Source organism: Collinsella aerofaciens ATCC 25986, assembly GCF_964259375.1.
Taxonomy (GTDB): Bacteria; Actinomycetota; Coriobacteriia; order Coriobacteriales; family Coriobacteriaceae; genus Collinsella; species Collinsella aerofaciens_BO.
Window position 1 is genome coordinate 1 of the sequence record NZ_CAXVJM010000007.1, and the last position, 23,037, is coordinate 23,037.

Below are 23,037 nucleotides of genomic sequence, written 5' to 3' on the forward strand. Positions count from 1 at the left end.
CGCATGCCCTCCTTGGCCGGCTTCTTGGGATCGAAGCAGGCAGGGTTCTCGGCCATGTAGGCCATGAAGCCCTTGGTGAAGGCCTGACGCAGCTCGGTGGCGTAGTTGACCTTGCAGATGCCGTTCTTCACAGCCTCAGCAACCTGCTCATCGGGCACACCGGAGGTGCCGTGCAGAACCAGCGGCACGTCGACGGCGTCGCGGATTGCCTTGACCACGGACTGCTCGATGTGCGGATCGCTCGTGTACACACCGTGGCTGGTGCCAACGCCAATGGCCAGCGAGGTGCAGCCGGTGCGCTCAACGAACTCCTTGGCCTCGGCCGGATCAGTGTAGGGGCTCTCGCCCTCAACCGCGGGACCGTCGTCCTCCTTGCCGCCAACCTTACCGAGCTCAGCCTCGACGGGCACGCCCATGGCGCGGCCAGCATCGGCGACGGACTTGGTCAAAGCGATGTTGTCCTCGAAGGACTCGTGCGAACCGTCGATCATGACGGAGGTGTAACCCGTGCGGAAAGCCTGCATGCAGCGGTCATAGCCGTCGCCGTGATCGAGGTGCAGAGCAACGGGCACGGAAGCGCGCTCGGCGGCAGCCTTGACCATGCCATAGAAGTAATCCAGGCCAGCGGTCTTAATGGTGCCCGGGGTGGTCTGCATGATGACGGGGGACTTGGTCTCCTCGGCAGCGGCCAGAACGGCCATAACAAACTCGAGGTTCTCGACGTTGAAAGCGCCAACAGCGTAGTGGCCGGCCTGAGCGTCCTTGAGCATCTTTTCGGTGGTAACAAGTGCCATGAGCGTTTGCTCCTCTCCCTCGCCCGCATCTGGACATCGGGCGTACGTGTCCGCAAGGCGTTTTACCTTGCGTTTTGCTGCGCTCATTGTATGAAAATCGACGACGCCACACGCATGAGATATCACCGGCACACAGCTCAAGACACTCGTTTTTGAAAAGCAAACGGAAGGGATTCGGGCCACATTCCGCTCTCCGATATTGAAGTTTTCGAGCGAATCATCTTTCTTTTATAGAAAAAATAAGTAATCGAAAGGCGTTTTCTTACTAAAAAAGAAAATGAACGAAAATAGGCTCAACACAATTCCTGCAAATTTAGGTTGAGGATGGAGCAGCTATGGCCCCCGCAACAAGCCGAGCTTTCGCCGACGAGAGGCGCGCCGCAATCATGGAGATGCTCGAGCATAACGCCTCCGTTCAGGTGGCAGAAATTGCCCAGACCTTCGGCGTGTCCTCCGTCACCGCCCGTGCCGACCTGGACGCCCTTGCCGAGTCCGGCAAGCTGCGCCGCACGCACGGCGGCGCCGTATCACTCCAAAAGCGGCTGACCGTCTCCACGCAGGACCGGCGTATTAACGTCAACGTTGCCGCCAAGCAGGCCATTGCCCAAAGTGCCATCGATCTCGTCAGCGACGGCGACACGGTGCTCGTCGACTCCGGTACCACGGCACTCGAGTTCGTCCGCCTGCTCGATCAGCGCAACGGCATCACGGTCATTACGGCCGATATCACCATTGCCGATTACATCGATGAGAGCATGCCCTCGGTCGATGTCGTCATGCTGGGCGGGGCACTGCGCAAAGGTCATCGCTATCTGTACGGACCGCTCACCATGCAGGCGCTCCAAATGGTCCATGCCGACCTTGCCGTCATGTGCCCCGGCGCTTTTGTTCCCGGCTGCGGCTTTACGACCGACTTTCCGCAGATGGCCGAGACCAAAACAGCCATGATCTCCGCCGCCCGTCAAGGCGTTGCCCTCATGGACGCCAGCAAGGTCAACGGACGCGGCATGTACCGCTTTGCCGAGCTGAGCGACGTCAACGCCATCGTGATGGACCGTGACCCCGATCACGCCGTCGCCACCTCAATCGCCGAGATCGTCGACAACGCCCGCCCAAATCTCGTCATCGCCGGCGCTTAAACAAAAACCACCACAAAGGTGCCTGTCCCCTTTGTGGTGGTTTGTGCGTTAAGAGTGAACGTATCGCTACTTGGAAAGCTCGTCGGCGAGGGCCTCGATCTGGGCGCGCGAGACGTCGTTGAGCGAACCCAGAACGGTCACCTTGTTCTGCGCCAGGGTGATGTCCTTCATACCCTCGAGCTCCTTGGTCATAACCTTGGCAGCTGCAGGCGCCCAGGAACCGGCCTCGACAAGCGCCACGGTACGGTTTTGGTAGGCATGCTCGGCAAGCGTGTGGATAAAGGTGCTCATGAACGGGAAGATCTCGCCCTGATAGGTGATAGAAGCGAGCACCAGACGGTCATAGCGGAACGCGTCCTCAACGGCCTCGGCCATGTCGTCGCGAGCCAGGTCAAAGACGGAGACCTTCTGGCCGCGAGCCTCGAGCGCAGATGCGAGCTCCTCAACGGCAGCCTTCAGATGGCCGTAGACGCTCGCGTAGGCAATGGTGATTCCCTCGTCCTCGGGCTGATAGCTCGACCAGGTGTTGTAGGTGTCGAGGTAGTAACCCAGGTTCTCGGTCAGCACGGGGCCGTGAAGCGGGCAGATGATCTGGATATCCAGATCGGCGGCCTTCTTGAGCACAGCCTGCACAAACTTGCCGAACTTTCCCACGATGCCAAAGTAGTAGCGGCGAGCCTCGCAGGCCCAACCCTCGGGGTCCTCGATGTCGTTAGCACCGAACTTGCCAAAGCCGTCGGCACTAAAGAGCACCTTGTCGGTGGACTCGTAAGAGAACAGCACCTCGGGCCAGTGCACGTTGGGGGCGCCGACAAACGTTAGGCTGTGACCGCCCAGATCGAGCACGTCGCCCTCTTTGACGACCATCTTGCGCTCGGGGTAGTCGGTGCCAAAGTAGTTGACCATCATGCGGAAGGCGCCCATGCTGGCCACAATCTGTGCCTGGGGATAGCGCTCCATAAAGGCGGCGATACCGGCGGAGTGATCGGGCTCCATGTGATGGACGACCAGGTAGTCGGGCGTACGGCCGTCGAGCGCGGCCTCGAGGTTGCCGAGCCACTCGTCAACAAAACCGCCGTCGACTGAATCGGCGACAGCGATCTTTTCGCCCAAGATAACGTAGCTGTTGTATGCCATACCGTTCTCGGACACATCGTACTGGCCCTCGAACAAGTCAATGTCGTGATCGTCGACACCGATGTAGCGGATATCCTTGGTGATCTCCATCAGGCAAAGCCTCCTAGATAGACAAAAGAACCCGTCTATCATAGCACTCGCCTTCATAGCCACGGCTATCCGTCAGCATCCATACCGATTGTTATTGAAATGCAATAAATCGCCGTTTACCTGCACAAACTATGCGCGCGGTATCGCCGTGCTATGTCGAATAATGAGCTGACCGGGAATGCGAATGGCAACGGTTTTGCCCGCCGTACCCGCCTCGGGAACCGCATGCTCGAACACCTCGCGTCCGCGCTGATGTAGATCGAATCGCACGGTCGTGAGCTCGTTGTGTGCTACAAAATCATCGAGCGAATCATCGACGCCCACCACGCTTACGTCCTCGGGCACGCGAAGACCGCTATCACGCAGCGCGGCAATCGCGCCATTTGCCATCTGATCGTTTGCCGCATAGATCGCCGTCATGGTGCGGTCGTGCTCGGCCAGATACCTGCCGGCTTCGTAACCGCTGTTGGCAGACCAGTCACCCTCGAGCGGCTCTACCGGCTCGATGTGTTTACGCTCGAGTGCATCTTGCCAACCGGCGCGACGAAATTGCTCGTCGACCGAGAACGACGGGCCGCCAATATAGCGAATCTGCTCGTGCCCCAGCTCAAACAGGTGATCCATAAGCAATAGCGAGCAGCCGTAATGGTCGGAATCGACCGTGGTCACCCGCGGGTGCGCGTACATGGTAACGATGACCGTGCCAATGCCCGGCAGTGGATCAAACGTCTCAAAATCGGGCGCCATGCGGCTCATGCCGATGATGATGCCGTCCACCGGCAATGCGGCCATACGACGCGTGGCCTCGGCAAGCGAAAACTCCTCGGTCTTGGACATCTCGACCAACGTGATGGCGCAATTATGCTCGCGAGCAGCGCTGGCGATGCCGTCGATCATTGAGAGGTTGCCAAACTTGGTGACATCGTTGATGCACAGGCCGACCGAATGGTAACGGCCATCGCGCAGCGAGCGACCGGCATAACTCGGACGGAAACCGAGCTCCTGCATGGCTGCCTGCACGCGCTGGCGCGTCTGCTCGTTAACGTTGGGCAAGCCGTTGGCGACGCGCGAAACCGTCTGCTGCGAAACGCCAGCAGCGCGGGCGACGTCGGCCATGGAGACCGGACGCGTACCTGTATCGTTGGACGGGCGCCTTGCCACAGGATCACCTTCACCCTTGCGAGATCTGAATAGCGTGCATGCCGGCCCGGGCAGAAACACACCCCGCGCCGAGGCCCGCTATCGTCGGACGCATGTTAACGTACTCTACTTTTTCAATCCGCAACCCTTCTGCTCTATAAGTCCATACGGCAATACCGTTCACGGCTGAATTTCTACCGGTTACCAGATTCTCAAAAAGTGATAAGCGATGTGTTATGAGTACGTTAACATAGCCCGTAACGTGCGGTATCGTGAACACTTGGTTCATGCCGCTTCAAGTTGTTAACGTACTCATAACGACGCAAAACTCACCCGTGCGCGCCAAGGAAAGGACCCTCATGACCACCCCCGACGAAAAGACATTCGCCACGCTCACCAAGCTGTTTGAGGAGGAGTTTGGCCCCATCGGCGACCGCCAGGTGCTCTACGTGCACGCACCCGGCCGTTCCGAGATCAGTGGCAACCACACCGACCACGAGGGCGGCCACGTCATCGCCGGCTCGCTCGATGTCGCCGTTGACGGCATTGCCGTAGCGACCGACACCAACAAGATTCGCGTCGCCGACGAGGGCTACCCCACCTTTGAGATCACGCTCGACACGCTGGATATTCAAGCGTCCGAGAAGGGCACGTCCGCGAGCCTCGTCCGCGGCATGGCCCACGAGATCGCAGCGCTTGGCGTTGAGCCCCAGGGCTTCGACTTCGCCTTCACCTGCTCCGTCCCCTCGGGCGGCGGCCTTTCGAGCTCCGCTGCTGTCGAGGCGGCATACGGCCGCGCTATGGAGACGCTCTGGGGCGCGCCCGCCATTGAGCCCGTCGCGCTTGCGCAGATGAGCCAGCGCACCGAGAACAACTACTACGGCAAGCCCTGCGGTCTGATGGACCAAGCTGCCGTGTGCCTGGGCGGCCTTGCCTACATGGACTTTGAGGATCAGGCTCAGCCGAAGACCCAGAAGCTCGAGCTCAACTTTGAGGATCATGGCTACGCGCTCGTGCTCGTTAAGGTTGGCGCCGACCATGTGGCAGCTACCGACGACTACGCCGCCGTTCCGCGCGAGATGCAGGACGTTGCCGCCGAGTTTGGCAAGGCACGCCTGTGCGAGGTCGACGTTGCCGATTTTGACGCCAAGCTCCCCGAGCTGCGCGCCAAGCTGGGCGACCGTGCCTGCCTGCGCGCCGTTCACTACTGGTACGAGAATGGCCTGGTCGACAAGCGCTGGGCAGCCCTGAACGCCGGCGACATTGACCAGTTCCTAGTCCTGACGCGCGAGTCCGGCGCCAGCTCTGCCATGTACCTGCAGAATGTTGTTGCCAAGCTGGGTTCCGAGCAGCCTTCCATGTATGCCCTAGCGCTGGCCGAGCACGTGCTCGACGGCCGCGGCGCCGTCCGCATCCACGGTGGCGGCTTTGGTGGCACCATCCAGGCCTTCGTGCCGCTCGATCTGGTCGACACCTTCATTACCAAGATGAACGGCTGGCTGGGCGAGGGCTCTGCCCGTCACTACGCCATCTCTGACAAGGGGGCTTACGCGGCATGGCTGTAATGACTGACGTGCGCGAGGCCGCGCAGAACCTGATCGAGTACGCTATCCACCGATCGATGATCGGCCAGGACGATCGCATCTGGGCATACAACACCATTTTGGAGTGCATCGGCGCCACGGGCCCCGCACTCGACATGGCTTGGGCGCTCAAGACCGAGAAGATTTCGCTCTTGCACCCCAATACACTCCCCGACTTTGACCTGGAGGGCACGCTTGCCGCGCTTTCCGAGGCTGCCGTTGCCAACGGCGCCGCCGAGGACACGGCGTCGGGCCGCGACCGCCTCGCCATGCGCATCATGGGCGCGCTCATGCCGAGGCCTTCGGTTGTAAACGAGGAGTTCAACGGACGTATGGGCGTCAACGAGCCCCGCGCCGCGACCGACTGGTTCTACGGCCTGTGCTGTGACGCCGGTTACGTGCGCCGCGCCGCCATCGCGCGCAACATCAAATGGAGCACTTCCACCAACTGGGGCGATCTTGAGATCACCATCAACCTCTCCAAGCCTGAGAAGGACCCGCGCGATATCGCCGCGGCAGGTGCAGCCAAGAACACGGGCGAGAAGTATCCTGCCTGCCAGCTCTGCATCGAAAACGAGGGCTATCCCGGACGCTCTGCCGCAGCCGACGGCGGCGCTCACCCCGCTCGCCAGAACCTGCGCATTATCCCCATCCAGCTCAACGGCGAGCGCTGGGGTTTCCAGTACAGCCCGTACGCGTACTTTAACGAGCATTGCATTGCCATGAGCTCCGAGCATCGTCCGATGCACGTCGACCGCAAGGGGCTGACCTGCCTGCTCGACTTTGTCGACCTGTTCCCGCACTACTTTATTGGCTCCAACGCCGACCTGCCCATCGTGGGCGGCTCGATTCTGTCGCACGACCACTTCCAGGGCGGCGCGCACGAGTTCCCCATGATGCACGCCGCCGAGGTCTCGCAGTTTAGCATGCCCGGCTTTGACCAGGTCAGCGGTACCGTGTTGCAGTGGCCGCTTTCGGTGCTGCGACTGCGCTCGCACGACCGCGCCCAGCTGCTCGACGCCACCGAGAAGATTATCCTCGCCTGGCGCGAGTGGACCGATGAGTCGGTGGGCGTCATCGCGCACACAGCCGACGGCGTGGCCCACAACACCGTGACGCCCGTCATTCGCCGCGTGGACTCCCGCGGCAACGCCGGCGGCGAGATTTACGAGGCCTACCTGGCGCTTCGCTGCAATATCACGACCGACGAGCACCCGCTAGGCGTTTTCCACCCACATGCCGAGTACCACCACATTAAGAAGGAGAACATCGGCCTGATCGAAGTCATGGGCCTTGCCATTCTGCCGCCGCGCCTGGTTCCCGAGCTTGGCGCTGTCCGTGAGCATCTGCTGGCAGCCAAGGTCGATGCCAGCTACGACCTTGCCGGTGCGCTCGAGGGCGATGATCTTTGCCGCAGCCACGCCGCATGGGCTGAGGACGTCTTTGCCCGCCGCGCCGACGAGCTTACGGCCGACAACGCCATCGATATCCTGCACGAGGAGGTCGGCGTGGTGTTTGGCCACGTGCTCGACAACGCCGGCGTCTTTAAGTGGGACGAGGCAGGACGTGCCGCCCAGCAGCGCTTTATCGACTCGCTGTAGAGCACAGACCCGGACGCTCAACGGCAGCCCCCACGACATAGCCACCTACACGACAACGGCGCCCCCCGGCAACATCGCCGGGGGGCGCCGTTTTCTGATGCAAGGGTAGCTAATTTGCACCAAAACAAGGAGTGTTCCAAACTGCCGGCAGAGAAGGAGCGCCCCAGGTGCCGACCTAAACCCCACATTATTCGATGGAAAAACGTGGTTACCTCCCACATTATTCGATGGAAAAACGTGGTTTACTCCCACATTTTTCGATGGAAAGACCAAGACGGTCTTATACTAACCATGATCGTTAGGGGGCAGTATGCAGCGACAGCTAATGGACGAACTCATCGCTTGGAAATCTAGGGCAAACCGCAAGCCCCTCCTGCTTAAGGGGGCCCGCCAGACGGGAAAAACCTGGCTTCTCAACGAATTCGCAGGCCAGCAGTATCAAAACGTCATCCGTTTTGACTTTATGCTCGAACCGGGCGCACGTTCGCTGTTCGACGGAAGCCTTGACCCCAAACGCATCATCTCCCAGATAGAGCTCCTGCGCGGCCAGACCATAACGCCGACAGACACGCTCATCATCTTCGACGAAATCCAAGAGGCACCGCGTGGCATCACCTCGCTCAAATACTTCAACGAGCTGGCGCCGGAATACCATATCGTGGCAGCCGGCTCCTATATGGGGCTCGCGCTCCGACGCGAAAACGAGTCTTTCCCCGTCGGCAAGATCGACCAGCTTACCATGCGCCCCATGGGGTTTGTCGAGTTCGTTCGTGCCGTCGATGGCGATCCGCTCGCAGATGCCATCCTTGCCGCAGACATGGACCTGCTGGCAAACGTTTCCGAAAAGCTCGAGCGCCTGCTCAAGGAATACCTCGTTGTCGGAGGCATGCCAGAAGTTGTCTCCGCTTTCGCCGCCTCCCACGATTTCATCGAGGCCCGCAGGCTTCAGCAGCAAATCATCGAAGCTTATGAATCCGATTTTGGCAAGCATGCGCCAGCCCGCATCGTCGAGCGCATGAGGCTGGTTTGGAAATCCCTTCCCGGCCAGCTCGCAAAGGAAAACAAGAAGTTCGTCTACGGCGCGCTTCGTCCCGGGGCGCGCGCACGCGATTTTGAGGAAAGCCTCCAGTGGCTCATGGACTATGGAATCGTTCATAAGGTACCACGTGTTTCCGCCCTAAGAGCACCGCTCACAAGCTACGAGGATCTCTCGGGCTTCAAGCTGTTCTGCATCGACACCGGCATCCTCGGAGCACTCTCCGGCCTCACGCCAGCCATTGTTCTGAACGGGCCCGCTGTTTTTACGGAGTTCAAAGGCTCGCTGACCGAGCAATACGTCGCACAGGAGCTTTTGCTCCAAGGCAATACTCCCGCGTATTGGTCATCCTCCTCCGGCAATGCAGAGACTGACTTTGCCGTCGACCATGCGGGGACCGTGCTTCCGCTCGAGGTCAAGGCGGCAGAGAATCTCAAAGCAAAGAGCCTGAGGATTGCCTGCGAGAAGTTCAAGCTCGAGCGCTGCGTGAGAACATCGTTAGCGGCATATAGAGACGAAGGCACGCTCGTCAATATTCCGCTCTGGGAGATTGGGCAAATCGACAAGCTTGCATAAGCGCTGTGGAGGGGGTGCCCCGTAAGGAGTGTCCCAAACTGCCGGCAAAAAAGGAACGTCTCTATCTGCCGCATTCCCGAAGCAAGGCAACGCCGATGTTTTGGCAACGGCAGCGAGCGGGCCGCATTTGAGACAAGGTGACGTGAAACGAAAGGGCGCTGACCTTCTGGTCGCGCCCTTGAAGTTGAACGTCAGATTGTCCAAATGCGGCCCGCGCAGCGTCGAGCCGTTACGCGGTTTGGTAAAACCGCGTAACCCTAAAGCTCCGTTACTTCAACGTTGTTGTAGATCTCGTCCCAGCGGTCCATGACCAGGTGGCCGGTCTTGGGATCCATAGCGTTGAGCTTGCCGCAGGTATTGGCGGTCTTGAGCACCGTGACGTCATCGGCACCAGCCGCAATGGCATGCGCAAAGCCGGCGATGGTCGAGTCACCGGAACCCGTCGCGTTCACAGCCGCAATCGCGGGCGTCTTGGCGCGGAACGCGCGGCCCTCATGGAAGCCCACCGAACCGGCAGCGCCCATCGAAACGACAACCCAGGGGATACCGGCAAAACGGTCATCGGCGGCAAGCGCCTCGCGCAGGGCATCGACATCATCGGTCGTAAAGGACGTACCCAGCAGGCCGTTAATCTCGGTCAGGTTGGGCTTTACGAGCTCAGGCTTAGCGTCGGACTCCAGCGCGGCCTCCAGCGATGCGCCCGAGGTGTCGAGCAGCACCTTGGCGCCCGCCTCCTCGGCGATCTTGACGAGCTCGGCATAGTAGCCGGCATCGACGCCACGCGGCAGCGAGCCCGAAAGCGTCACGACGTCCGCCTTCGCTGCGAGCTCGGCGAACTTGGCCGTAAAGGCCTCGAGCTCGGCCGGGGCGATCTGCGGGCCGCTCTCCAGCAGCTCGGTCTGATTACCCTCGTGCAGGATATTCAGGCAGATGCGCGTCTCACCGGCAATAGGCACAAAGTCGTTCTTGACGCCGTCGGCATCCATAAGCTCGGCCATATAGGCACCCATGTGGCCGCCGAGCAGGCCGGTCGCGAGCACGTCGTCACCCAGCTGCAGCAGCACGCGACTCACGTTGAGGCCCTTGCCGCCAGCGGTCTTTTCGGGTGTCACACGGTTAACATCGTCGATGATCAGCTTGTCGAGCTGATAGCGCGTATCAATCGACGGGTTCATGGTAACGGTCAGAATCATGTTGAACTCCTGTTCCGGGGCGGCATAACCCGCCCCAAACATACGATAGCTCGTTAAAGGATCTCGATCTCAAAGCCGCGGGTGACGGTCTCTCCCGGCTTGGCCACCAGGCAGCCGCGCTTGTGCTCCAGAATATCGTCCTCGTCGGAGCAGGTGGACAGGCCGCCCCACGGTTCCACGGCCACAAAGTCGCCCTCGGGCTTGCTCCACACAATCAGGTATGGCATATCGGGGAACGTCAGGCGCACGCCCTTGTCCTCGGTTTTCTTGGTAAGCGTAACCACGTGGCTCTCGAGCACGTCAAAGATGGTCTCTGCGAAGTCAAAGAGTTCGTGGGTCAGCGGCAGGTCATGGCCAACCATCGGGTTCTTGCTGCGATGCTCAACATCAATCAGGCCCGTCGAGGGAACGGCAGTACAGAGCTCGGCGGCCTCGCGCTGCTCAAAACGGAGCTCGTAGTCGTCATAGGACTCGCCCTCGTCAAGCGGGCACTTAAAGCCAGGGTGACCGCCCACAAAGAACGGCATGTCCTCGGTGCCCTCATTGGTCACCTCGTACGACACGGCCACCTTTGCCGCATCGATCGTGTAACGAGCAACGATCTTAAACGGATACGGGTACTGCTCGAGCAACTCGGCATGGTCGGCAGAGCTTAGGCTCAGCGCAACCATGTTGTCGCCCTGCTCCTCGAGCTTCCACTCCTGTTTGCGAGCAAAGCCGTGACGGGCAAGCTTGACCTCGCGGCCGCCCATGGTCATTGCGCGACCGTCACGAAGGCCGCCGCAGATCGGGAAACAAATGGGTGCCTGGCCCGACCAGACCGCCGGGTCACCCTGCCACAGGTACTCACGGCCGTTGGCCGCAATAGAAGTGAACGACCCGCCCGCCGTGCTCAGTGCCACACGAATAGAACCGTTATCAAGAACAAACTCCATAGGAGCCTTCCCTTTCGTACGCCAGCCCGCCGAGTCAGTGGGGCTGATAGAAAACCGGCCCGCGCCCCCTCACAGAAACGCGAGCCGTCAATTGAAAAGCTTCAAATCGCCAAGTACAGCCAAGAGCGAAGCACTCAAGCCAAGCAAGCAAACGTGTTATCGGAGCAGCTCGCCGTACCAGAACACTTCGCAACAACAGGGGCGATCTCACAGGTCACTCAAACGTCAGCGAGCGGCGCTCAGGTGCCCCAGGTCGCCGCGAAAGAGGAGCGACGCGTACTTCATGTACGCGAGCGACGGTTTGAGCGGCGAGATGGGGTGCCTGGGCGGCGCGCAGCGTCGACCCGTTACGCGGTTTGGTAAAACCGCGTAACCTCCTTAGTCGTGATACTCGCCGCGGTCCCACTTCTCGAGGAACTCGTCAAAGAAGTGCGGGTCAGCCTGAGCCTCGGCGTCGGCCTTATTGCAGGCGTCGATCTTGGCAATCAGGGCATCGTGCTCGGGGGTCTTCTCGTAGGGCTCCTCCAGGAAGGCAAGCATAATGTCGGCCATCAGGAACTCGCCGGTGATCTTACCGCCAAAGCCCACGATGTTGGCGTTGAGCTCGCGACGAGCATACAGGGCAGAGGTCATGTCGCGAACCAGGGCGCAGCGGGCGCCGGGAACCTTGTTGACGGCGTTGGTGATGCCGATGCCGGTGCCACACAGGGCCACGCCAAAGTCGGCCTTGCCGCTGGCAACAGCCTCGCCCACGGCCTTACCGTAGATGGGATAGTGCGTACGGGTGTGGCTGTAGGTGCCACAGTCGAGCACCTTGTAGCCAGCCTGCTCCAGGCGGTCGGCCAGATAGATCTTCTCGTCCGTAACGATATGGTCGCAACCGATTGCGATGGTCTTCTTCATCAGAACGTCCTTTCGTCTGAATTCACAAGTTGAGGTAGAAGTTCGAGTTCTCGGTGGCTCTCGTTAGGCCATCTTGTTGAGCATGTCGACACGGATCTGGTGACGGCCGCCGGCGTACTGGGCACGCAGGAACTCGCGGGCGATCTTCTTGGCGACCTCGGTGCCCACAACGCCCGGGCCCATGGTGACCATGCGCGAGCCGTTGTGCTCGCGGGTCATGTAAGCGGAACGCTCGTCGGAAATGTTGGCGACGACCATGCCCTTGATCTTGACGGCGGCCATATAGGAGCCGACGCCGTACTTATCGAATGCGAAGCCCTGGGAATCCTTGTGCTCCAGCAGGTCCTTGGCAACGGCGGTCGCGGAATCGACAAAGTCCGCGGCAGGGGTCTCGGAATAGTCGACGACCTCGTGACCGTCGGCGATGAGCATCTCCTTGATGGACTCCTTCATCGACATACCGTCGGCATCGGAAGCGATTACAACCCTCATGACATCCTCCTTGAGAGATACGCAGGTGCGTAGTTTCTGTTTGGAAGTGTTGAATCGCGTTCAGGTCCGGGCATCTGAATGTGCGGTTCTTCACTGTTCGTGTTTATTTGAACACATTCGAACACCGACTGCAACAATAATTTGTTTATCTTTGTTCTTTTTTGAACAAACACCATTCACGGATGATTGCTGACCGTTTGAGCCCGGCGCGGACGTAGCGCCCACGTGTTCAACAAACAAAAGGGCGACCGAGAACGTGTCTCGGCCGCCCTTCGGCGGTATTCCCCGGTATATACAGCTGTTTTAGCTACTCGGACTGCCCGCCCTTTTTGACGTGCTTGGACGGAGCACTCAGAAAGCGGCCCGTCAAATAGTTCGCCGGGCCGGAAATATCGACCCCCAGCAGCACGTGTCCCAGCCATAGGAACGCCACGAGCACCAGCAGCGGGATAACGCACGAAGTCACGATCATCACGATGACGCCTTCAATCAGATCGGTCACCTGCCGCACGATCTCATCGGTCATCTGCTTGGCGCCGCTGGTCACCGACGTAACAAGGCTCGAGGCCCCATCAGTCAACTGCTCGAGCACGTTTTTGGACTCCGTGGCCTCGGATTTTTTCTTGTTCGATTTTGAGCTGGTCTCGGCTGACTTGTCCGTGGTGTCGGCCGCATCCGCAGCGTCCGCAGCCTTTTGCTCAGCTTGCTCAATACTTACGCGATACGTTTCATCGACCTTCTGCGACACCCATACGCTCGCGGGCACGAGCGCCATGCCGATCACGGCAACCACCAGCACGCGCGTCGCCACACGGCGCAGGACAGCGCTCGTGCTCCAGCGCCCGTGAATGCCGAGCGACACCGCAAAGAGCACCAACGCAAACGGGATTAAGATGCCCAAGCCAACCGACCACAAAATGGTTAGCAGGTATTTCTCGAGGTAGAGCACGGCAAGCACGATACCAAGGTTGCCTGAAAGCTGCGCGAGCTGCTCGGCAACCGGCGTTCCCGTATCACCCGGCAGCGCGGTAATGCCCGCAGACAGCGCCACGCACGAGGTCGTGAGCGCCAGTACGTTACCCTTCTTTTGGTCGATGACCTCGATGGTGGAGTCCCAAGTTTTGGTATCGGCGAAATGCGGACGAGCTACAAAGCCCGACAGCAGCGCCAGGACCACGAGCGCAACGATAAAGCCAATCTGCAGCTTTTTGTTTGCGCACACGACATCGGACAGACTGGGCTGCAGCTCGGTTACCGTCGTGTGCTCGGTTATCTGGACAGGACGCCCATGAGCCATCTCATGCGCGTCTCTTTTTTGTATTGACCCGTTATCCGGCATTTGGATACCTCCTCATTCCGGCGTTTAATGCGAAAGGAAGTATACCCACCCAGCGAAAAACCGAACGACAGGAGGCGCAACGGGCCGCCGCATGATCTGCCTGCCACAAAATGGGCCCATCTACTACGTTTAACTGCCCATCCCCGGCCATGCCACATGGAGCAAAAACAAAACCGCAGGTAGAACGCCTGCAGTTTTTCATGAAACGCGGGTGTGGTCGGGGGTATCGGGTTAAACGTAGTAGATGGGCCGTTTTCGTGGCGAGCGTTGCCAACCGCCCCTCGGAAGACGGAGGAAAGCGGGTCATCTTAGCCTGTCGAGCCCAATTTCACCGCAACCAAGACAGAAGGGATACAGAAAAGCCCTGCCGCGGGTAGCGGCAGAGCTTTTGGAAGGGGACTTGGTTGTGAGAGCTCGTTAGGCGAGCTTAGCCTCGAGTGCGGCGATGCGCTTATAGGCATCGATGGTAAAGCGGGTCTGCTTCTCCAGGATCATGGTGGTCATGAGAGTATCCTGAGCGTGAGCCATGATGAAGGTCATCTCCATCTCGCCGCCGCCGGCCTCCTGCGAAAGCAGCTTGGTCTGCGTGTCGTGGGCACCGATGAGCGCATCGCTGGCATCCTTGTGCAACTGCTCGGCCTTCTCAAAATCACCCTCGCGAGCAGCATCGAGCGCTGCGAGCAGATCGGTCTGGGCGTCACCCGCGTATGCGACGATCTCGAATCCAACCATCGAGATTTCTTCTTTGGTTGCCATATTGCGTTCCTTTCACACATGAACCAATGGAGAGCATCGCGTCCGGGCATACGCGCTGCGTTGTGTATGATAGAAACATTAACATTCAAACAAAACAGAACAATGCAAAACGCAATTTCGAGCTATGAACGGTCGATTTTCGCCCGTGAACGGTTTTTAAATCAATGCGAACAATATCGAACACAATTAGTGGCAACCCAAACAGGTCCACACCCTAGCGTACATCGCGCACCGTATCACCCTCTACGAGCATGCCGGGGATCAGCATGTGCTCCACGCCAGACGCAACCCCCTCGGCGCCGGCGATCTTGTCGACAGCCCACATGCCGACGCGCTTGTTGTCAAAGCGCACCGTGGTCAGGCGACGATCGGGCACGATATCGCCCAAACTATCGTCAACACCCACCACGCTTACGTCCTGGGGCACGCGCTTCCCGCGCGACTCGAGCCCACGGATGCAGCCATATGCCATGGCATCGTTGGAAGCATAAATGGCCGTACAGGTCGGATCGTCCGCCAGAGCCTGACCGGCAGCATACCCGCTCTGTGCCGTCCAATCGCCACGGACGAGTCGCGGCGGCTCAACACCATGCGCGCGCAATGTCTCACGCCAGCCCTCCTCGCGTTGCATGCCCGAAAGCGAGCGCTCGGGGCATGAGATAAAGTGCACGGTCTTGTGCCCCTGCCCCAGTAAGTATTCGACAACCTGGCGCGAGCAATCGAACTGATCGTTATCAACCGTCGAGCACAGCGGGTGCTCCAGCATGGTAACGAGCACCGTCTGCATACCGGGCAGCGGCTCAAAGGTGCCAAAGTCCGCCGGCATGCGGTTCATAATCACAACCATGCCGTCCACCGGCAGTGCGCTCATGCGCGACGATGCGCCCTCGAGGGTATACGGATGCCCGTCTACTTTAGTGAGAGTGATGGCATAGCCGTGCTTATCGGCGGCGGCGGCAAAGCCCTCCATACGGTCGAGGTTGCCGGTGCCGGTAATATTGAACATGGCGACGCCGACGGTCTTAAACTTACCGCGACGCAGCGATCGACCGGCAAAATTGGGGCGATACCCCAGCTCGCGCATGGCGGCACGCACGCGCTCCTTGGTCTCGGGGCGCACGCTGGGCGAATCGTGAACGGTGCGCGAGACCGTCTGTTCCGAGACGCCCGCGAGACGCGCCACATCCTTAACGGATACCGATTTTTTAACAGCGGCCATAGGTCGATCTTTCTATGTCAACGATGCCATTGGTGACACCCTACGCAGTCATTTTTAACGCCTTCAAGTATATCCAACGCCTCCCCCACCATACGCTCACCACCCAAAACCTACCGTTCACCGACATTTTTGCTTCCCCGAACAGCTTTTGTCGACCAAATGTTAACGTTGCCATTGTGCAAACACAGAGCCACCGGGCGGCTCAAACGTTTACGCGCAAGGAATCGACGGTCCACAGGCACAGGGGCCATCGGTTCGCGTCTTATTTTGTGTCGCAAAATGGCAACGTCAACATTTTGGCAACCAAACGTCAAAAGCTACCATCGTTGCCAACCCACCGACTCTTAGGAGCTTTGCATGGAGCAACTCATCGCCATCATCGAAAAGGGGCAGCCCTTTTTCAACGCGATCGCCCGCAACAAGTACCTCAAGGCGATCCGCGACGGTTTTATCTCCGTCATCCCCATCATCATCTTCTCGTCCATCTTCTGCCTGGTAGCCTCGGTTCCCAATATCTGGGGTTTCTACTGGCCCGATGACATCAACAACGCCCTATGGAAGTGCTACAACTACTCCATGGGCATCCTGGCCATCGCCTGTGCCGCCACCACGGCCAAGCACTTCGCCGACGCTCAGAACCGCGATCTGCCCAAGAACAACCAGATCAACTTCATCTCGTGCATGTGCGCGGCCATCATCGGCTTCTTGCTCCTTTCGAGCGACACGATCGCCACGGACGCTGCCAGCGGCTTCAACACCACCTACCTTGGTTCCAAAGGCCTGCTGACCGCCTTTATCGCTGCGTTTGTGACCGGCATCATCTACAAGTTCTTCATTAAGCGCAACATCACCGTCAAGATGCCCGAGCAGGTTCCGCCCAACATCTCGCAGACCTTTAAGGACATCATCCCCTTCTCCGTCTGCATCACCGTCTTTTGGGTCTTTGACATTGTCTTCCGCGCTGCTTTTGGCTTCTGCTTTGCCCAGGGCGTCATCCAGGTGTTCCAGCCCCTGTTCACCGCTGCCGACGGCTACATCGGCCTCGCTGTGATCTACGGCGCCATGAGCCTGTTCTGGTTCGTGGGCGTCCACGGCCCCTCGATCGTCGAGCCCGCCATCGCTGCCGCTCTCGTTGCCAACATGACCGACAACCTGGCTGCGTTCCAGGCCGGTCAGCACGCTTCTGCTGTCCTGACACAGGGTGCCCAGTACTTCGTCGTCTGCATGGGCGGCACCGGCGCCACGCTCGTCCTGGTCTTTATGTTCTGCTTCCTGGCCAAGTCTCAGGAGATGCGCGCCGTCGGTAAGGCCGCTATCGTCCCCGTGTGCTTTGCCGTCAACGAGCCGCTGCTGTTCGCCGCACCCATCGTGCTCAACCCCGTCTTCTTTGTCCCGTTTGTCTTTGCCCCGATCGCCAATATCTGGATCCTCAAGATCTTTATCGACTTCTTGGGCATGAACGGCTTTATGTACACCCTGCCCTGGACCGTCCCCGGCCCCATCGGCACCATCATGGGCCTGGGCTTCCAGCCGCTCGCCTTTGTGATGCTCGCCCTTATCCTGGTCGTCGACTTCGTTCTGTACTATCCGTTCTTCCGTGCCTATGACGCCCAGAAGTGCGCCGAGGAGGCCGAGATTTCCGAGGAGGAGCTCGCCGCCAAGAACGCCGAGAAGGCTGCCAAGCTCAACGATGCCTTCCAGGGCAAGGCTGACGCCAAGAGCGTTGCCGCCGGCGCTGCTGCCGAGGCCGTGAAGGCCGATGCCCCCGCCGCTTCTGCAGCACCCGCTGCCGAGGCAACGACCGCCAGCGACCTCAACGGCAAGCGCGTGCTCGTGCTCTGCCAGGGCGGCGGAACCTCGGGCCTGCTCGCCAACGCACTGGCCAAGGCCGCCAAAGAGCGCGGCATCAATCTTGAGACCGCTGCCGAGGCATATGGCAACCACGTTGACATGCTCCCCGACTTTGACCTGGTCGTCCTGGCCCCGCAGGCCGCCAGCTACCTGGCCGACCTGCAGAAGGACTGCGAGCGCGTGGGCAACAAGTGCGTCGCTTGCCGCGGTAAACAGTACATCGAGCTCTCCCAGAACGGTGATAAGTCTCTCGCCTTCGTAAGCGAGCAACTCTCGAAGTAAGTAACGCTCAGGGCCAGCCGACCATCCAAGACCGGCTGGCCCTTCGATTTAGACGATTGGATCATCATGTCCGTTAACCCTGCTAGCGTCACTAACCCGCCTGCGCAGTTTCCCGAGGACTTTGTCTTTGGCGGCGCCACTGCTGCCTACCAAGTAGAGGGCGAGACCCGCACTCACGGTAAGGGCAAGGTTGCCTGGGACGACTTCTTGGAGGCCCAGGGGCGCTTCTCCCCCGATCCCGCTTCGGACTTCTACAACCAGTACCCCGTCGATCTGGAACTGTGCGAGGAGTTTGGCATCAACGGCATTCGCCTCTCTATCGCCTGGAGCCGCATCTTCCCCAACGGTATCGGTGAGATTAACCCCGAGGGTGTCCAGTTCTATCACGATCTCTTCGCCGAATGCCACAAGCACCACGTTGAGCCGTTTGTCACGCTGCATCACTTCGATACGCCGCTTCCCCTCTTTGAGAAGGGCGACTTCCTCAACCGCGAGACCATCGACGCCTTTGTGGACTTTGCCACCTTCTGCTTTAAGGAGTACGCCGACGAGGTGACCTACTGGTTCACCTTTAACGAGATCTGGGCCGATGCCTCCAACACCTACATCGAGGGCACCTTCCCCGGTGGCGTCAAGGCGCATCTGGCCGAGGCCTTCCAGTGCGAGCACAACATGATGCTCGCCCACGCCAAGGCAGTACTGGCCTTCCACAACGGCGGTTTTAAGGGCAAGATCGGCGTCATTCAGTCGCTGGAGTTTAAGTATCCGCTCAACGAGAACGACCCCGCCGACATCAAAGCCGCCAACAACGAGCACGTGCTGCAAAACCAGTTCTTGCTCGACGCGACGTTCCGCGGCGACTACGCGCCCGACACCCTCGAGTGCGCCAACCGCCTGGCCGCCGTCTCGGGCGGTACCATCGAGATCCTAGACGAGGATCTGGAAATCATGCGCGAGGCCGCCCTCTACAACGACTACCTGGGCGTTAACAACTACCAGTGCCGTTTCCTGAAGGCCTACGACGGCGAAAACGACCTGCACCACAACGGTACGGGCGAGAAAGGCACCGGCCGCTGGCGCGTCAAGGGCATTGGCGAGCATGTGAACAAGCCCGGCATCCCCACCACCGACTGGGACTGGATCATCTATCCCGAGGGCCTGTTCGATCTGCTCGTCTACATTAAGCAGCGCTACCCCAACTACAAGCAGATCTTCATCACCGAGAACGGCATGGGCTACAAGGACCCCTACAAGGACGGTTTTGTGGACGACCAGCCGCGCATCGACTACATCGAGCAGCACCTGCGCTGGCTGCTCAAGGCCATGGAGGTGGGCGTCAACGTGGGCGGCTACTTCCTGTGGAGCCTGCAGGACCAGTTCTCCTGGACCAACGGATACAACAAGCGTTATGGCTTCTTCTACGTTGACTTTGAAACCCAGAAGCGCACGCCCAAGGCAAGCGCATACTGGTATAAGCACGTGGCGCAGACCCGTCGTCTGGACTAGTTAACGCCATCGGCCGCCGTGACCATCACGCTGCCGTGCACCTTACCATTCCCGATCGCATGGGCGCTGCGTCCATGCACCTCTTTCCGTGTGGCGGATACGACCTTCCCGGTGGATGCCTCAGCATCCTTGGTCGTATCCGCCGTATTTGTTTTTGGGCGGACCGAGGGCGGGCCGTTTGTCTCAATCTGTAACATGTAGACCACTTTTGACCGTCTAGTTGTTACAGATTGAGACAAACGGAATAAGCCGGGCCAAAAATCTCGATCTGTAACATCTAGCCGAGTTTTTGGGTCCTAGCTGTTACAGATTGAGACAAACGGAATAGGCCGAGCACGTCTACGCCCGCAGGTCCTTTACGCTGGAACGCTCGACCAGCACGCCCGAGACAAGCGTACGGCTTCTGGAGCTCGGAGCTTCTAGGCCCGCAACGACCTCGTTGAGCGCACGGATGCCCAGCTCGCGGTGGCGAAACTTCACCGACGTCAGAATCGAGTTGGGAATCGTCTTGTAGAGCTCATCGTCAAAGCCGATCACGGACACGTCGTCGGGCACACTGAGCCCTTTGTCACGTAGAGCCATCATCACGCCGTTTGCCATGCAGTCGTTAGCAGCGAGGACCGCCGTGCAATCGGGTTTATCGGCAAGCACAAGGCCCGCGGCATAGCCACTATCCGCATTCCAATCGCCTTGCAGAGGCTCGGGCGGCTCAATGCCACGCGCCTCGAGTGCCGCACGCCAACCTTTCATACGGCACTGGCTCGACAGCGACTCTTTCTTACCCGAAACGAAATACACGTTCTTGTGACCATGATCCAAGAAGTACTCGCACGCCATGCGCGCGCCGCCCTCTTGGTCGTCACTGACGGTGGAGCAGGTAGGATGTTCCATCGGTGTGATAATCACCGTCTTGAGGTCTTTCGGTGCCTCAAAAGTATCAAAGTCATCGACCATCTGACGCAGGTTGAAGATCATGCCATCAACAGGCAGCTGCGACATCCTACGCGCCGCTTCGGCAAGGGTCATCTTCTCCCCTGCGCGCTTCTTAATCATCGTGAGAGCAAATCCTCGCTCTTCGGCGGCATCGGCGATACCGTCAATCATGTCCACGGCACCGCCCGACAAGTGAAACATCACCACGCCGATGCACCCGTAACGGCCCAACTTGAGTGAACGCGCGGCAAAGTTCGCCCGGAACCCAAGCGCCTCCATGGCAGCATGGACCCTATCGCGTGTCGACTCTCGCACGCTATCGGGCTCGTTAATCACGCGCGAAACCGTCTTGAGAGAAACACCAGCGGCAATCGCCACATCATTCATTGAGACATTTTTCTTGTCCATCGTTGCCACTGCTTCTCCACTCGGTTCTCTATCGCTTGCTTTTTGCGTTCTAGCATACACTACCTGCCTGACTGATAAATCAACCGTTTACCGAACAATATCGACCGCTCACCCGTATATCCTTGTTGCTCTTCCAAAAATGTCTTACGTTGTCATTAACGAAATGACAACGTTGTCATTTCGCAATGCCTTCCTTAAGCAGGAAGGTTTCCGGGCAGTCCTGACCATCCATCGACGACCAGTTCCATCCACATGCATCGCGCATCAAGTAGCAAAGGAGCTCTATGGACGCCATCGTAAAGATGCTCGAAAAGCATCAACCGTTCTTTGAGAAGATCTCGAGGAACATATACCTCCAGGCCATCAAGGACGGATTCCTTGGGTGCATGCCCATTGTCCTCACCTCTTCGATCTTTCTGCTCATTGCCACCCTTCCCGGCGTAGTCGGCGTCACGCTGCCCCAGCCGCTCATCGACTGGTGCAACAAGCTCTACAACTTCACCATGGGCGTCATGGGCATCATGGTTGCCGGCACCACTGCCAAGAACTTCACGGCTTCCATGAACCGTCGCATGCCCGCCGGCAAAGTGCTCAACGACGGTTCCACCATGGTGGCCGCCCAGTGCAGCATGCTGCTGCTCGCTGTTACGCAGTTCACCACCAAGTTCAACGGCTCCGAACTTTCGGTCTTCGATTGCACCAGCATGGGCACGCGCGGTCTGTTCTCGGCCTATATCGCCGCGTTCATTACCGTGTGGGTCTATAAGTTCTGCGTCTCGCGCGATCTGACCATTAAGCTGCCTAAGGAGGTCCCGGGCGCCATCGCTCAGAACTTCCGCGACATCATCCCCTTTGGCGGTGCTGTCATCATCTGCGGCATCATCGATGTCGTCGTGCGCAACCTCATGGGCGTTCCGTTCTCCGAGCTGCTTATCAAACTGCTCTCCCCGCTCTTTACCGCTGCAGAAACCTATCCTGGCCTTATCCTTATCCAGGCTGCCACCGCGTTCTTCTGGTTCATCGGCGTCCACGGCCCCTCGATCGTCCAGCCGGGCATCGACCCCATCCGTCTTGCCAACCAGGCCGAGAACCTGCAGGTTCTGCTGGCCGGTGGTCACCCCGCCCACTCCCTCACCTTTAACATGTCGCTCGTGGGTGAGTTCGGCGGCACCGGCGCCACGTTCATCGTGCCGCTTCTGCTGATTCTCTTTATGAAGTCCAAGCAGCTCAAAGCCGTCGGTAAGGCCTCGATTGTTCCTGTTGCCTTTGCTGTCAACGAGCCGCTGCTCTTTGGCGCGCCGATGATCCTTAACCCCTACATGCTCATCCCCTTTGTTGCCGCTGGTTGCGTCAACGTGAGTGTTGCCAAGTTCTTTATCGATAACGTGGGCATGAACGGCTTCTCCTTCGTGGTGCCTTGGGCTACCCCTGCCCCCATCGGCATCTTCATCACCACGAACTTCCAGCTTATCGCCCTGGTATTTGTCGCGATTATCATCTTGCTGGACGCTATCATCTACCTGCCGTTCTTGAAGGCATACGATAAGCTGCTCTGCGACCAGGAGGCCGAGCGCGCCGCCGAGCTGGGTCTCGAGTCCAATGGTGCCGCTGCCATCGCCGCCAAGCCCTCTGCGCCCGCTGTCGAGCAGGCTACCGCTTCCGTCGAGACGACTGTTGCCGCCGCCGACAGCAAGCCTGTCGCCGATCAGCCCGAGCCCGCTGCCGATGCATCCGCCAAGAAGGATGTCGATGGCCTGAAGGTCCTCGTCCTGTGCGCCGGCGCCGGCACCTCTGCCATGCTCGCCAACGCCATCAAGGAAGGTGCCGCACAGACCGGAGAGAACATCGCTTCCTCTGCCGGCGCTTATGGCCAGCACACCGCCATCATGGATCAGTACGACGTCATCGTGCTCGCCCCGCAGGTTCGTAGCTACTACAACGACATGAAGGCCGACACCGATCGTCTGGGCATTAAGCTGCTCGCCCCGCGCGGTAAGGAATATATCGACCTTACCCGCGACCCTGCCGGCGCCATCAAGTGGCTCCGCGAGAACCTCGACTAGTTCCTCCCTCTGCTGGTGCCCGGATCCCCAGTTCGGGCACCTCTCCCTATTCCTATCCCAC

Annotated in this window: 18 protein-coding genes; 7 read left to right on the plus strand and 11 right to left on the minus strand. The window is 59.3% G+C overall.

Features of this window, described 5'->3' with window-relative positions; translation table 11 throughout:
• Positions 1–794 (minus strand): class II fructose-bisphosphate aldolase (locus ACEXKH_RS04290; protein WP_373573207.1); only part of this gene is annotated, 794 nt, incomplete at its 3' end.
• A 335-nt stretch (positions 795–1,129) separates the two neighbouring features.
• On the opposite strand from ACEXKH_RS04290, the gene ACEXKH_RS04295 reads away from it, so the two are divergent.
• Positions 1,130–1,933: a DeoR/GlpR family DNA-binding transcription regulator gene (locus tag ACEXKH_RS04295; protein ID WP_373573208.1), complete on the plus strand. Its 804-nt coding sequence runs from the start codon at positions 1,130–1,132 to the stop codon at positions 1,931–1,933.
• Between the two features lie 66 nt (positions 1,934–1,999).
• Here ACEXKH_RS04295 and ACEXKH_RS04300 read toward each other — a convergent pair whose 3' ends face one another.
• Together ACEXKH_RS04300 and ACEXKH_RS04305 are read right to left on the minus strand one after the other, a co-directional pair.
• Positions 2,000–3,160 carry an FprA family A-type flavoprotein gene (locus tag ACEXKH_RS04300; protein ID WP_373573209.1) on the minus strand — a complete coding sequence of 387 codons (1,161 nt, stop codon included), beginning with the start codon at positions 3,158–3,160 and terminating at the stop codon, positions 2,000–2,002.
• A 129-nt stretch (positions 3,161–3,289) separates the two neighbouring features.
• Positions 3,290–4,276 (minus strand): LacI family DNA-binding transcriptional regulator, encoded by a 987-nt coding sequence (locus tag ACEXKH_RS04305; RefSeq protein WP_161156063.1) that lies wholly within the window; start codon positions 4,274–4,276, stop codon positions 3,290–3,292.
• Between the two features lie 383 nt (positions 4,277–4,659).
• Between ACEXKH_RS04305 and ACEXKH_RS04310 the strand changes: the two genes are divergently transcribed.
• The 3 genes from ACEXKH_RS04310 (at position 4,660) to ACEXKH_RS04320 (ending at position 9,096) form a co-directional block, all read left to right on the plus strand.
• Positions 4,660–5,865 (plus strand): galactokinase, encoded by a 1,206-nt coding sequence (locus ACEXKH_RS04310; protein WP_373573210.1) that lies wholly within the window; start codon positions 4,660–4,662, stop codon positions 5,863–5,865.
• Positions 5,856–7,484 carry a UDP-glucose--hexose-1-phosphate uridylyltransferase gene (locus ACEXKH_RS04315; RefSeq protein ID WP_373573211.1) on the plus strand — a complete coding sequence of 543 codons (1,629 nt, stop codon included), beginning with the start codon at positions 5,856–5,858 and terminating at the stop codon, positions 7,482–7,484. Before ACEXKH_RS04310 ends, ACEXKH_RS04315 begins: the two co-directional genes overlap by 10 nt.
• Positions 7,485–7,794: 310 nt before the next feature.
• Positions 7,795–9,096: an ATP-binding protein gene (locus tag ACEXKH_RS04320; protein ID WP_373573212.1), complete on the plus strand. Its 1,302-nt coding sequence runs from the start codon at positions 7,795–7,797 to the stop codon at positions 9,094–9,096.
• A 257-nt stretch (positions 9,097–9,353) separates the two neighbouring features.
• Here the strand turns inward: ACEXKH_RS04320 and ACEXKH_RS04325 are convergent, their stop codons facing one another.
• The 7 genes from ACEXKH_RS04325 to ACEXKH_RS04355 all read right to left on the minus strand — a co-directional run bounded on the left by ACEXKH_RS04325 (position 9,354) and on the right by ACEXKH_RS04355 (position 15,933).
• Positions 9,354–10,289: a hexose kinase gene (locus ACEXKH_RS04325; RefSeq protein WP_195361267.1), complete on the minus strand. Its 936-nt coding sequence runs from the start codon at positions 10,287–10,289 to the stop codon at positions 9,354–9,356.
• Positions 10,290–10,342: 53 nt separating this feature from the next.
• Positions 10,343–11,224, minus strand: a complete 882-nt coding sequence (locus ACEXKH_RS04330) for an aldose 1-epimerase family protein (RefSeq protein WP_373573213.1) — start codon at positions 11,222–11,224, stop codon at positions 10,343–10,345.
• Positions 11,225–11,602: 378 nt separating this feature from the next.
• On the minus strand, positions 11,603–12,127 hold the full coding sequence (gene lacB, locus ACEXKH_RS04335) for a galactose-6-phosphate isomerase subunit LacB (RefSeq protein WP_006234831.1): 525 nt from the start codon (positions 12,125–12,127) through the stop codon (positions 11,603–11,605).
• A gap of 63 nt (positions 12,128–12,190) precedes the next feature.
• Positions 12,191–12,619 (minus strand): galactose-6-phosphate isomerase subunit LacA, encoded by a 429-nt coding sequence (gene lacA, locus ACEXKH_RS04340; RefSeq protein WP_006234830.1) that lies wholly within the window; start codon positions 12,617–12,619, stop codon positions 12,191–12,193.
• 307 nt (positions 12,620–12,926) lie between these two features.
• A complete protein-coding gene (locus ACEXKH_RS04345; protein ID WP_373573214.1) occupies positions 12,927–13,916 on the minus strand; it encodes a hypothetical protein in 990 nt (329 codons plus the stop codon).
• Between the two features lie 459 nt (positions 13,917–14,375).
• The gene (locus ACEXKH_RS04350) at positions 14,376–14,714 is read right to left on the minus strand and encodes a PTS lactose/cellobiose transporter subunit IIA (RefSeq protein ID WP_089572387.1); all 339 of its coding nucleotides are present in this window, start codon (positions 14,712–14,714) and stop codon (positions 14,376–14,378) included.
• 214 nt (positions 14,715–14,928) lie between these two features.
• Complete coding sequence (locus ACEXKH_RS04355) at positions 14,929–15,933, minus strand: LacI family DNA-binding transcriptional regulator (RefSeq protein WP_373573215.1); 1,005 nt, start codon at positions 15,931–15,933, stop codon at positions 14,929–14,931.
• Positions 15,934–16,290: 357 nt separating this feature from the next.
• Between ACEXKH_RS04355 and ACEXKH_RS04360 the strand changes: the two genes are divergently transcribed.
• Together ACEXKH_RS04360 and lacG are read left to right on the plus strand one after the other, a co-directional pair.
• Positions 16,291–18,066 (plus strand): lactose/cellobiose PTS transporter subunit IIB, encoded by a 1,776-nt coding sequence (locus ACEXKH_RS04360; RefSeq protein ID WP_196025650.1) that lies wholly within the window; start codon positions 16,291–16,293, stop codon positions 18,064–18,066.
• Between the two features lie 66 nt (positions 18,067–18,132).
• Positions 18,133–19,572 carry a 6-phospho-beta-galactosidase gene (gene lacG / locus ACEXKH_RS04365; protein WP_373573216.1) on the plus strand — a complete coding sequence of 480 codons (1,440 nt, stop codon included), beginning with the start codon at positions 18,133–18,135 and terminating at the stop codon, positions 19,570–19,572.
• A gap of 339 nt (positions 19,573–19,911) precedes the next feature.
• On the opposite strand, the gene ACEXKH_RS04370 is transcribed toward lacG, so the two are convergent.
• Positions 19,912–20,913, minus strand: a complete 1,002-nt coding sequence (locus ACEXKH_RS04370) for a LacI family DNA-binding transcriptional regulator (protein ID WP_373573217.1) — start codon at positions 20,911–20,913, stop codon at positions 19,912–19,914.
• Between the two features lie 284 nt (positions 20,914–21,197).
• Here ACEXKH_RS04370 and ACEXKH_RS04375 point away from each other — a divergent pair, with 284 nt between their 5' ends.
• Positions 21,198–22,976, plus strand: coding sequence for a PTS lactose transporter subunit IIBC (locus ACEXKH_RS04375; protein WP_373573218.1), 1,779 nt, complete (start codon positions 21,198–21,200; stop codon positions 22,974–22,976).
• The last annotated feature ends 61 nt before the right edge of the window (positions 22,977–23,037 follow it).